The sequence below is a fragment of the Flavobacterium amnicola genome, from assembly GCF_004122165.1.
Classification (GTDB): Bacteria; Bacteroidota; Bacteroidia; order Flavobacteriales; family Flavobacteriaceae; genus Flavobacterium; species Flavobacterium amnicola.
On record NZ_SBKO01000001.1, the window covers coordinates 216,939 to 228,766 of the forward strand.

General features: G+C 34.9%; 15 protein-coding genes. 6 read left to right on the plus strand and 9 right to left on the minus strand.

Features of this window, described 5'->3' with window-relative positions; genetic code table 11:
* Positions 1-7: 7 nt before the first annotated feature.
* From EQG63_RS00985 to xrtF, 9 genes are all read right to left on the minus strand, one after another.
* Positions 8-1,606 carry a SulP family inorganic anion transporter gene (locus tag EQG63_RS00985; RefSeq protein ID WP_129433425.1) on the minus strand — a complete coding sequence of 533 codons (1,599 nt, stop codon included), beginning with the start codon at positions 1,604-1,606 and terminating at the stop codon, positions 8-10.
* 64 nt (positions 1,607-1,670) lie between these two features.
* Positions 1,671-1,961 carry a hypothetical protein gene (locus EQG63_RS00990; protein WP_129433428.1) on the minus strand — a complete coding sequence of 97 codons (291 nt, stop codon included), beginning with the start codon at positions 1,959-1,961 and terminating at the stop codon, positions 1,671-1,673.
* Positions 1,962-2,056: 95 nt separating this feature from the next.
* Positions 2,057-2,395: a heavy-metal-associated domain-containing protein gene (locus EQG63_RS00995; RefSeq protein WP_129433432.1), complete on the minus strand. Its 339-nt coding sequence runs from the start codon at positions 2,393-2,395 to the stop codon at positions 2,057-2,059.
* Positions 2,396-2,409: 14 nt separating this feature from the next.
* Positions 2,410-4,398 carry a TonB-dependent receptor plug domain-containing protein gene (locus EQG63_RS01000; protein ID WP_129433435.1) on the minus strand — a complete coding sequence of 663 codons (1,989 nt, stop codon included), beginning with the start codon at positions 4,396-4,398 and terminating at the stop codon, positions 2,410-2,412.
* A 49-nt stretch (positions 4,399-4,447) separates the two neighbouring features.
* Entirely contained in the window at positions 4,448-4,873 is a 426-nt protein-coding gene (locus tag EQG63_RS01005; RefSeq protein ID WP_129433438.1) for an HYC_CC_PP family protein, read from the minus strand.
* Positions 4,874-4,918: 45 nt separating this feature from the next.
* Positions 4,919-6,277 carry an MBL fold metallo-hydrolase RNA specificity domain-containing protein gene (locus tag EQG63_RS01010; RefSeq protein WP_129433441.1) on the minus strand — a complete coding sequence of 453 codons (1,359 nt, stop codon included), beginning with the start codon at positions 6,275-6,277 and terminating at the stop codon, positions 4,919-4,921.
* Between the two features lie 11 nt (positions 6,278-6,288).
* Positions 6,289-7,113 (minus strand): restriction endonuclease, encoded by an 825-nt coding sequence (locus EQG63_RS01015; RefSeq protein WP_129433444.1) that lies wholly within the window; start codon positions 7,111-7,113, stop codon positions 6,289-6,291.
* Between the two features lie 35 nt (positions 7,114-7,148).
* The gene (locus tag EQG63_RS01020) at positions 7,149-7,583 is read right to left on the minus strand and encodes an exosortase F system-associated membrane protein (RefSeq protein ID WP_129433447.1); all 435 of its coding nucleotides are present in this window, start codon (positions 7,581-7,583) and stop codon (positions 7,149-7,151) included.
* On the minus strand, positions 7,570-8,109 hold the full coding sequence (gene xrtF, locus EQG63_RS01025; protein WP_317125533.1) for an exosortase family protein XrtF: 540 nt from the start codon (positions 8,107-8,109) through the stop codon (positions 7,570-7,572). Before xrtF ends, EQG63_RS01020 begins: the two co-directional genes overlap by 14 nt.
* 65 nt (positions 8,110-8,174) lie before the next feature.
* On the opposite strand from xrtF, the gene EQG63_RS01030 reads away from it, so the two are divergent.
* The 6 genes from EQG63_RS01030 (at position 8,175) to EQG63_RS01055 (ending at position 11,828) form a co-directional block, all read left to right on the plus strand.
* Positions 8,175-8,627: a GAF domain-containing protein gene (locus EQG63_RS01030; RefSeq protein WP_129433450.1), complete on the plus strand. Its 453-nt coding sequence runs from the start codon at positions 8,175-8,177 to the stop codon at positions 8,625-8,627.
* A gap of 133 nt (positions 8,628-8,760) precedes the next feature.
* Positions 8,761-9,054 carry a TIGR03643 family protein gene (locus EQG63_RS01035; protein WP_129433453.1) on the plus strand — a complete coding sequence of 98 codons (294 nt, stop codon included), beginning with the start codon at positions 8,761-8,763 and terminating at the stop codon, positions 9,052-9,054.
* Positions 9,051-9,740 carry an SDR family NAD(P)-dependent oxidoreductase gene (locus tag EQG63_RS01040; RefSeq protein ID WP_129433456.1) on the plus strand — a complete coding sequence of 230 codons (690 nt, stop codon included), beginning with the start codon at positions 9,051-9,053 and terminating at the stop codon, positions 9,738-9,740. The genes EQG63_RS01035 and EQG63_RS01040 overlap by 4 nt, the downstream gene beginning before the upstream one ends.
* A gap of 66 nt (positions 9,741-9,806) precedes the next feature.
* On the plus strand, positions 9,807-10,208 hold the full coding sequence (locus tag EQG63_RS01045; RefSeq protein WP_129433459.1) for a DUF2452 domain-containing protein: 402 nt from the start codon (positions 9,807-9,809) through the stop codon (positions 10,206-10,208).
* 8 nt (positions 10,209-10,216) lie between these two features.
* Entirely contained in the window at positions 10,217-11,725 is a 1,509-nt protein-coding gene (locus EQG63_RS01050) for a cryptochrome/deoxyribodipyrimidine photo-lyase family protein (RefSeq protein WP_129433462.1), read from the plus strand.
* Positions 11,691-11,828, plus strand: coding sequence for a DUF2256 domain-containing protein (locus EQG63_RS01055; protein ID WP_129433465.1), 138 nt, complete (start codon positions 11,691-11,693; stop codon positions 11,826-11,828). The genes EQG63_RS01050 and EQG63_RS01055 overlap by 35 nt, the downstream gene beginning before the upstream one ends.

An 11,828-nucleotide genomic window follows, 5' to 3' on the forward strand; every position in this document is an offset into this window, starting at 1 on the left:
GTCTATTTTAATTTTTATGTTCTACAAAAACGTGTTTTTCTTCTTCTCCAGTATTCTCTAGTTTGTATGCTTTTTTGAAACCAACTAATTTAATTTTTATATTTTCTTCTTTCGCTCTAATTTTTTTAAACTCTTTGATTAAGTCTAAAACATCATGTGCAATATACACCGTATCGGAAGCATTTATCACTACTTTAGAATTTTCTGGAATTGAGGATAGCGTTTTTTTAACAGCGGCTTTATTCAAAAATGAAACTTCTTGTGCCAAATCAATATGAATAACATCTCCGTCATGGTATTCTTCTTTACGGAAGTTATAGGCACGTTGCATATTTCCTTTAAGAATAAAAATCACACTGATAATCAATCCCAATGCTACTCCTTTTAACAAATCGGTAAAAACGACCGCTAACATTGTTGCCATAAAGGGAATGAACTGGTATTTTCCTCTTTCAAAAAAATGCTTGATTACTTTTGGATTGGCTAATTTATATCCGACTAAGAGAAGTACTGCCGCTAAAGTGGCTAACGGAATCATATTCAAAATAGATGGAATCGCGATGGCGCAAACCATCAATAAAACCCCATGAAAAATAGCAGACATTTTAGTTTCGGCTCCCGCATTACTATTGGCAGTAGTTCTCACTACAACCGAAGTCATTGGCAATCCACCCAAAAGTGCACTCACCATATTCCCTATTCCTTGTGCTTTAAGTTCAACATTCGTATCTGTATAGCGTTTGTGTTTGTCCATTCTGTCTGCCGCTTCAATACAAAGCAATGTTTCAATAGAGGCTACAACTGCGATGGTTACAGCAACAATCCAAACTTTTTGATTGGAAAAAGCCGTAAAATCTGGCAGTGTAAAACTTTGTTTGAACTCATCAAAAGAGTTGGGCACTGGTAACTTTACTAAATGATCTTCCAAAACTGCCAAAGTAGATCCTGAAGCAATAAAAATCTGATTCACAACAATTCCAACAATTACGGCTACTAATGCAGCTGGTACTAGTTTTAGATTTTTCAAAAAAGGAACTTTATTCCAACCAATTAAAATCGTTAAAGAGATAATCGTTATTATCGTTGCCCCTAAATGGATATTGCCTAATACCGAAAAGATTTCAGAAAAAGTATTTTGTCCATCAGGTTGCGCAAAAGCCAAATCACCTTCATAATCTTTATCATAACCAAAAGCATGTGGAATTTGCTTTAAAAATATTATCACTCCAATACCAGCAAGCATTCCTTCAATTACATTGTTTGGGAAATAATTGGAAATAGATCCCGCTTTTAGGAATCCCAAGGCAATTTGCATTAAACCTGCAAGAAAAACGGCAAGCAAGAAAATACTAAAGCCACCTAAATCGGTTATTGCAGTTAATACTATTGCAGTTAAGCCGGCAGCAGGACCCGAAACGGAAAGGTGTGATTTACTTAAGTAACCCACTACAATTCCACCAACAACTCCTGTAATAATTCCGGCGAATAACGGCGCGCCAGACGCTAAAGCAATACCCAAACATAAGGGTAAAGCCACAAGAAAAACCACTAGCCCCGATGGTAAATCGGCACCAAGACTTCCAAAAATATTTATCTTTTTTGTCATAACCTTAAAAATTTAAAACAACATTTAACCATAGACAATACGACTACAGCACGAATTTTATGTTTTAAACTTGTTCAGGCGGTAAATGAAAAATTGTAGGAGTGACAGCGTAATGCTTTAAAAGGTAGGTGTCGTAGACTTCATTAAAAGTTACTTCGTCGAAAAGAGGCAAAAGCTTGTATTTGCTAATTACAAATGCTGATTTAATTTCTTTCACTTCTTTTGAATGTTCTTCTTCTTCCGTAATATTATAGGTAAATTTTGTATCATTTCTCTCATTGATTATACAAACGATAATCGTAGAAAACTGAAACAGAATAAAAATTCCTAAAACTATTTTGGTGAAAAATTTCATGAGGCGAATTTATCATTTTAAAACCAATTATCAAAAGACTTAACATTTTCTTATCAAGAAAAAGCCCCGATTTTATAGTCGGGGCCATTTTTTATTTATTTTCTTTCATACTGACAACATCCATGAAGCTTATCATAATCTTCTTTTGTGGCTTTCACATTTTTGGTATCATGACCTGCTTTTGCAATAGCGTTTTCAACACTTTTTACATCACATTTTTCTTCATTAACAATTAGATGAAGTACGTGATCTTCCATATGCCAAGTAGCACTTTTCACACCGGAAACAGAAATGGCTGCTTTTTCAATACGCTTTTTACACATCTCACAGTTTCCGTTGACCTCGATATTGTATTTGGCATTTTTATTTTTTTTGTCTTGTGCCAACGAAGTAAAACCTACCATTAGCAACATCATTAAAATTATATTTTTCATATTTTCTAAGTTTATTATTTCACTTTAAATCGCAATCCGGCATAAAACATTTGTCCGAAAACTGGTGCATATATTGCAGAAGTATCAAAATTTGTTCCAAAAGGATTTTCATAACCTACAATTGCTCTATTTTGTTTGTAATTACCAAGGTTTTCTACTCCAAGATACATTTCAAATACCGACGAAAAAGTTCTTGTAACTTGCGAATTCATCACAATAAAAGTTGGAGAAAAATCAGGCAATTGATTATTGGTATTGGGTAATTGTTGTTGCCCAAACCAGTTTAAAGTATAATCAAACTTCCATTGTTGCCCTTTATCTTTAATATGCGTTTCGAACTCTAAATTAGTAAAAAAACGATGTTTTGCCTGTAAAGGTCGTTGAAAACTTCCTGAATTGTAATCCGTTTTAATATCGTAAAACTTATATGCCGAACGAAAATTCAAATGTTTAATGATTTCGGTATTGAATTCTACTTGTAAACTATTGGCGTAGGATTTCCCTTTCAGATTATAGAAATTGACTTGATTTGTTTGAAACAAATCGACAACCGCTTGATTTTGAAAATCGGTTCTGTAAAAATCAAGAGATGCATCCGATTTCATCCCCAACCATTCAAACTTTTGAAGAAATCCAAATCCATAATTCCATGCGATTTCAGGATTAAGTCCGTAAATTTTACCAGAATTATCTAAGATATTAAAAGTTCGAGAGCTTCCGAAAAGGTGTTGGTTTTCTGCAAAAATATTAGCCGAGCGTTTTCCCCTTCCTGCTGAAAATCGCAGTACAGCATCTTTCCAAGGATTGTATCTAGCATGTAATCTGGGCGTTACAAAAAATCCCAAACGGTTGTGATAATCGGCACGACCGCCTAAAATCACACTGAAATTATCGGTATTGTCGTAAGTATATTCTAAAAAAGCGCCTACGGAATTGTCTTTTCGACTGAGATCATTTCCAAAAACAAATTCTTGGTATTCATCCGAAGTAAAATTTAATCCTGTTGCGAATTTATTTAACGTATTGTCAATAATCGAATTAAAAATCAGGTTCGAATAAAAACTTTTTTGCTTGATATCATAGGTCCGAAGTCCAAAATACGAGTTTTGATTGTGTATGGTATAGGCATTTTGAAAACCGATGCTTTGATACGGCATATCTTTCCACACATAACCCAATTTAGAAGAAAAATCGAAACGTTGTGTATTGATTTCCGATCCCCAATAATTCGTTGTCAACTTATCTTTCTTCGGATCAAAATCTATTTGACCGGTTTGCTTTTCATCGTTCATAAATCGAGCATTCAAGAAACTCACCCAGCCAGTATTCGGATTGGAATATTGCCAACGATTCATCACATTGATTTGATTTCCTAACGGATTATCTAGAAAACCATCGTTATTCATGTCGTTTTTAGCCACACGCATATTGCCATGAACCAACAAACTGGTCGACCATAAACTATCCACTTTTTGAGTAAGATGTGTATTGACTTCAAATCGAGAGTCGGTCGAACCATACACATTCAAAAAGAAAGGAATTTCTTTAACGGGTTTTAAAAGTTCGGTATTGATTTGTCCCGAAATACTTTCATAACCATTTACAACACTTCCCGCACCTTTGGTAATTTGGATACTTTCCACCCAAGTTCCAGGTGTGAACGACAATCCGTAGGCTTGAGAAGCACCACGAACACTCGGAATATTTTCTTCGGCAATTAATAAATACGGGCTAGTCAACCCCAGCATTTTGATTTGCTTGGTTCCCGTTAATGCATCAGAAAAATTGACATCAATAGTCGGATTGGTTTCAAAGCTTTCGGCTAAGTTACAACAAGCCGCTTTGAGTAATTCTTTGCTAGACAACACCGTTGTATTGGTTGCCTTTATCAATGATTTTTGTATTTTCCCACGTTTGGCTTCTACTTTTACCGTTTGCAACGTATCTTGTGAATAACCTTTAAATGCTAGGAAAACAACAAAAAACAGCAGTATATTTTTCATTGTATAAATAATTAATGTTTAAAAATCAGTTTTTGATTTCAAACAGTAATTACGCGTAGAAAATATATTGGGAATACAATTTGTAAAGTGGTGGCGCATTGGATTCACAGTAAAAAGAAGGATTTTCGGAAGGAAGAATCACTTCTTGTAACAGAATAGCCTGAAAAAAACGACACTCTTGAACTAGAAGATACGAAGCTAAGTCGAGCTGAAAACTTTTGACTAAAACATTTTCTGAAGTAGTCTTTTTAATTTCGACTTTGTCATTGGAACAACAAGAATCGTGACTGTTTTCGACTGCACAACAAGACGTAATCTTGGTTGGTTTTTCGTCTACACAAGGCTCTTCTACTTTGTAATTAAACGAAATGCCTGATATTTTTCCTTCACAATAATGCACATTAAAAGCCAAACCAACATTGGAAACCAATATTAGTATTGCTAATAAAACGTTGATGTGCTTTTTGAAAGTCATAAGGCAAAAGTACTACTTTTTTAAAACAGAAAATATAAAATGGTGTTAATTGATTTCTACAATTTGTTCTAAATAGGGAATTTCGCAAGGAAAGCCATAAACCTCATCTATTTTGTTTTTAAGTCCGAGTAATGCCGAACTTTCTCCATGCATTAGAAAAATTTTATCTGGCTTAGCTTCCAATTTAGACAACCACTGAATTAAATCTTCTTGGTCACCATGTGCCGAAAGCCCTTCAATTTCGACGATTTTCGCGTGAACAGGATAATAATTTCCATACAATTTGATTTCTTTTTCACCATCCAACAGTTTTCGTCCTCGAGTGCCCTCTGCTTGATAACCCACCATGACTACCGTGTTTTTAGAATCAATAATATAGCGCTCTAAATAGCTCAACACACGCCCACCCGTTACCATTCCGCTCGCCGCAATTACTACTTTTGGGCGATCGTCGTAAATGGTTTCCATGGTTTCTTCATAATCTGTAATCAACTGAAACATATCGCACATGGCTTCACATTCGTCTAAGTCTAGCTTGTGCCAAGAGCGGTTTTCGGTAAACAAATCGATGACTTTAATTCCCATGGGTGTATCGATGATGTAAGGAATTTCAGGAATACGACCTGCGATTTTTAACTTCCAAATTAGATACATGATGGCTTGGGCTCTTTCGACAGCAAAACTTGGGATAATAACGTTCCCACCACTAGCAAAAGTTTCGTTTATAAAGGTTTCTAAGTCTTCCATGGGATCGCTATCGGGATGCAAACGATCACCGTAAGTACTTTCCATAAAAACATAATTGGCCACTTTTGGTTTCACTGGTTCATATAATAAATCATCGTTATCTCTGCCTAAATCTCCTGAAAAAACTAAGGTTTTTCCTTCTAATTTCAGTTCTATGGAACAAGCCCCTAAAATATGTCCGGCATAAAAAAAACGAGCGGAAATTTCGGCATCTAAATCGAAGGATTTATCTAAGGAAATGACTCTAAAAAAAGGAGTCACTCGTTCGGCATCTTCCACGGTGTATAAAGGTTCTGCCGGATTGTGTTTGGAATACTGTTCGCGGTTGGCTTTTTCAGCTTCTTCTTCTTGAATTTTAGCCGAATCCAATAAAATCAATCTTGAAATGGATTTGGTGGGACTAGTACAATATATTTTCCCTTCGAATCCTTGTTTTACGAGTCGTGCCAACCAACCACAATGATCCAAATGTCCGTGCGTTAGTAAGACATAATCAATCGATGAAGGTAAAACCGAAAGTGGTTCCCAGTTGAGCTGACGGGTTTCTTTGTTGCCTTGAAACAAACCACAATCAATTAAAATTCGAATTCCATTAGATTCTATTAATGTTTTGGAACCGGTTACCGTTCCTGCTGCACCTAAAAATTGGATTTTCATTACTTCCCTTTTTAATTACACAATTCTGAAACTTCTTTTTGAATGTTCTTCATTCGTTCTTTACTTATTCCTATTTCGAATAACCTTTCAGCATTCGCATTCAATTGTTTTACTATTATTATGTCTTGTTCCAACAACCTTTGTTTTTCTTCTAGGGTTAGTGTCGTCAAACAGGTGATGGGATACAAGTGCTGCTGGTCAATTTTATTACTTAAACTATTTCCGCTGGGGAGATCCCAACTTAATAATTCAATTCCGGAACACGTCGCAAATTGAATGGCATCCTCTGAAAATCGATTGTTGGTTACTATTACACAAGCCGTTAATTCATCATTTATACCAAAAATGGCATGCTTTATCCCTTTTAAATCATTAAAGCGAGACAAAATATACATGGGTATTTTAACATCCGAAATAATATCGCGATTGGAATGAAATTTGCATTCAATCATTTTGATTTCCTTCTCGTTTTGAATGACCAAATCCACTTCGTGCGACACGCATTTTCCTTGTAAATTGAGGTTAATTTTGGTACGATATCCCTCTTCTCTGAACAAAAAAGAAATGTATTTTTCAAAGTAAAAACCAGCTGGACCAAGCAATTCTAGAGCCGATCTTAAATTATAACGTGCAGCTTTGGCATTGGATTCTTTTTGCAATAATTCGAATGCAAGAGTGTAAATTTTTTTTGTTGAAATTCCGTCGTATAGTTGACGTACAATTTGACCGAGCACATTATCGACTTGGTTTTCATTTGCCCCAGATTTTAAAAGGGAACGTCGTAGTTTTGCTTCTTCAAAATTGACAACATCACCAGAATACTTTACCACTTTCATCTTTAACAGACTTATTTCTATAAAGGTACGGAAATTTATGCAGTTTTCTTTTGGTAAAAAAAAGCGGGAATAAATAATAAAAGGAAAATGGGTTGAATTAAAAATCGTCGGACATAGAACAGAATCATTTTCTGACTTTCATCCGAATAATTTAAAAGCAAAAACATAGAAAAAAGCAAAACAATCAAAAACATGAGCAACAAAGATCCTGAAAATTTGACCATTGCAATATCATCAAAAATCACATACAAAATAAGCACCGAAATAATCGAATTCAACGTGTAACGAAAAATCAAATTCAGATAAAACAAAATCGAATCCAATTGTGGATAGGACAAGTTTGCATATTCTGCTTTGAAATAATCCATAAATGGGTCATAAAACAAGATGCCTTCAAATGCCCTAACCGCTATTAGTAAGCCAATTAAAAATAAAACTACTAGTATTTTAACGTTTTTATTTTGAAACATAACCTGAAAATTTATTCACCCAAATGAACCATAATAAAAATACTATACCATAAATAATTAACGGAAATAAAACGCCGTGTAATAAGTGCTCTTGATGGGGGAAATGATACACCAAAATCGTCAAAAAAATAATTCGGAAGATATTGAAAATGTATATCATAACGCTCCCAACAAAAATATACAGTAAAGTTACTTTTAATTTCCCAGAGAAGGCTACGATAAACGCAATAAAAAGGATAATGACACTTATGGCATTACAGCCTTCAATGATTCTGGCTAAATATTTTCCATGGTATCTAATTTGAAACTGTAAAACGTCTAGTTGCGTTGAAATATCAATCTTAAATAGATTGGCTATTTTTTGTGTCAAAAATGCAACATTAGAGGTAATGCCATCGACAACATCATCCCCAAAAGTAGCAAGATAACTTTGATACAACACTGTCAATACCAAATACGACAAAAAGAATTTGCCTAAAAAAAGTAGAAAGGGTTTGTACTGTTGGAAATAAGTAATCAAAATCAATTTTTAACAAATTTATATAAAAATTAAAACCTCCGTTCGTTACTTTTGCATAAAAATCAAATAAAATGACTTTCGAAGATTTAAAACCAAAGGTTACAGAAATAATTAATTCAAATTTCTCTAGAGATGAGAAACTTTTGAATATTTGCCAATTATTACAAGACAATATCAGTTATTACAATTGGGTTGGTTTTTATTTTGCCAATCATGAAGCCAAAACATTACATCTAGGTCCTTATGTGGGTGCTGAAACTGATCATACCGTTATTCCGTTCGGAAAAGGAATCTGTGGACAAGTAGCGGAAAGCAATACTAATTTTGTAGTGCCTGATGTTTCGGCACAAGACAATTACATTGCCTGTAGTTTTACGGTAAAATCAGAAATCGTTGTGCCTTTATTTGTGAATGGAGTCAATATTGGTCAAATAGACATCGACAGTCATGTCATAGATCCTTTTACAGAGGCGGATGAACGATTTTTAGAATTTGTGAATCAAGAAGTGGCATTGTTGTTCTAAGCAAAAGCACTTAACTGCATAACAATCCGTTACAATACAATTTTGTAACGGATTTTTTATTTTCCTTAACGAAACTTCTCATTTATTTTGCTTATTTTTGTTTAACTTTATTTCAATTTAATTAAACAAAACAATGTCTGTAACTCAAAAAAACGAATTGAATGCCATCGCTATTGACCGAATTATTGAAATGGCTTGGGAAGATCGCACCCCATTTGAGGCAATTCGATTTCAATTTGGATTAGCGGAAGCGGATGTAAAGGTGCTGATGAAAAAGGAACTAAAGTTTTCTAGTTACAAACTTTGGCGAAAAAGAGTGGAAAATTGCAACACCAAGCATACTGCCAAACGAGTAGCAGAAATAAACCGGTTCAAATGCAAGTTACAACGCACAATTAGTAATAATAAAATATCCAAACGCCGATGAAAACATTCCTATTCGCAGGGGCTTCAAGCCTAATTGCACAAGAAACTGCAAAATTATTACAAGTAAAGGGACATAAAGTAATAGGCATCAGTACCAAGCCTAAAACCTATGAATACGATCATTTTTATCAAATTGAAAGCTATGCCTTTGGAAATTTTCCCGCACTTGAGGAAGCCATTCACGGCATGGTTTATTTTCCGGGTACCATTAATTTAAAACCATTTCATCGATTAAAACCTGAAGAATTTACGACCGATTATTCTATAAACACATTAGGAGCCGTGGCTTTTACACAAAGCTATCTTAACAATTTGAAAAATACCGAAAATAGTTCAATCGTTTTCATTAGTACAGTCGCAGTGGGTGTAGGCTTGCCGTTTCACACTTCAATTGCCATGGCAAAGGGAGCTATTGAAGGCTTAACCAAAGCTTTGGCGGCTGAGTACGCTCCAAACATTCGCGTAAATTGCGTTGCACCCTCTTTGGTGAACACGCCTTTGGGTGAAAAGTTTTTAAGTACACCCGAAAAAATAGAATCCATGCAAAAAAGAAATCCAATGAATAAAGTTGGGACCGCTAACGATATTGCCAATGCCATTGCTTTTTTGCTAAGTGAAGAATCCAGCTGGATTACAGGGCAAATAATGGCTGTTGATGGTGGAATGAGCACCCTGAAAAATGGATAAATACCAATAAAATAACTATTTAACTTAAACAAACTATTTCCAACGTTAGAATTACCAAAAAATACAATGAAAAAAAACATTCCAGATAACGTAGTTTTTTCAAAAGACAAAGGTTACCATGCTAATATTTTGCCTTATGGCTCTAGTGTTGCCGCTCCAGCTATTAAGGTTGACGACGTCATCGCTTGGAAAAATAGGAACATTCATGCTGTTAACAAAGAATTTGAAAATAAATTTAATGAACTCAAGTTTCAGTATCAAAAACTAATGGAAGAATACGAATGGAATGAATTGGTTTACAGTGCCAAATATGCTTTCGAACCAGTAATTGGAGAGGTGTATCACGTCTACCAAGCAGATGATTTTTCGTATTTTCTGTCGCTAATTGCCCCTCAAGAATGGAACAAAACCCATATTGGCACTTTTCTGTTGAATAGCGATAAAAAATGGATTAAAATTAATTCCTAAATCATGTTGTGAAAAAAAAAGCTGTAAATATTGTTTGGTTCAAACGCGACCTACGTTTCATTGATAACGAAGCACTATTTCACGCGCAACAATCGAATTTACCTTTATTATTGGTTTACATTTTTGAACCTTCGGTGATGCATTATGATGATGCAGATGAGCGTCATTGGCGGTTCATTTACCAATCCATCCAAGAATTACAGAGCAAACTAACTCCTTTCCACAAAAACCTTTATTTTTTTTATAACGAAGCAGAATTTGTGTTTTCAGAAATCATAAAAAATTTTGAGGTGCATACCATTTTTTCACATCAAGAAATTGGCAATAAAATCACGTTTGATAGAGATCTTGCGATGCAAGCCTTATTTCAAAAAAACAATATCCTTTGGAAGGAGTTTCAGCTCCATGGTGTCATCAGAAAATTAAAATCGAGACAACATTGGGAGAAACGTTGGGAAGCAGTCATGCAAGCCACACCGAAAATCGTAAAAGAATCAGATTTAAACACTATTACATTAGATCCTGCATTTTATAATACTTTGAGAGGCGAAAACTTACCTGAAAGAATTACAACTCCAAATAAAAATTTTCAGCTAGGTGGCGAAACATTGGCTTGGCGCTATTTAGACAGTTTTGTAAAAGTGCGTCATGTGAATTATAGCAAACACATTTCAAAACCAGCTTTAAGTCGAAAAGGCTGTAGTCGATTATCGCCATATCTGGCTTATGGAAATATTAGTATGCGCATGGTGTATCAATATACCAATCAGCATTATGAAACTTCGAAAAACAAAAGAGCCCTCTTAAATTTTGTATCCCGATTGCATTGGCATTGCCATTTCATGCAAAAGTTCGAAGACGAATGTGAAATGGAATTTCAAAATGCCAACAGAGCTTATGATAATTTAGTCAAACCCAAAAACGAAACTTACATAAAAGCGTGGCAAGAAGGCAAAACCGGCGTTCCAATTGTGGATGCTTGCATGCGATGTGTGGTGGCTACAGGTTATATTAATTTCAGAATGCGTGCGATGGTAGTTTCCTTTTTCACCTTTAATTTATGGCAAGATTGGCGCGAATTGCATTTTTTAGCCCGTCAATTTTTAGATTACGAACCTGGGATTCATTATCCGCAAATTCAAATGCAATCAGGAACCACTGGTATTAACACGATACGCATTTACAATCCGATAAAAAATTCCGAAGAACACGATCCGGATGGTATTTTCATCAAACAATGGCTGCCCGAATTAGCAGAAGTACCCATTCATTTATTGCACGAACCTTGGAAAATGAACGAAATGGAACAACAATTTTACAATTGCAAAATCGGAGAAAATTATCCTGCACCCATTGTAGATATTGAAGCAACTCGAAAATTCGCCAGTGATATTGTTTGGAGTTTCAGAAAAAAAGACGAAGTACAGCAAGAAGGCAAACGAATTTTACAAAAGCACGTAAGCAACCCTAATAAGCCCAAAAATGCGAGGAGTCAAAAAAGAAAACCTACCCCATAAAATTTGTTTGGTGTGTCAAAAACCATTCGCTTGGCGTAAAAAATGGTCAACTGTATGGGAGGCAGTAAAATATTGTAGTGACAAATGTAGAAGCAACAAATAA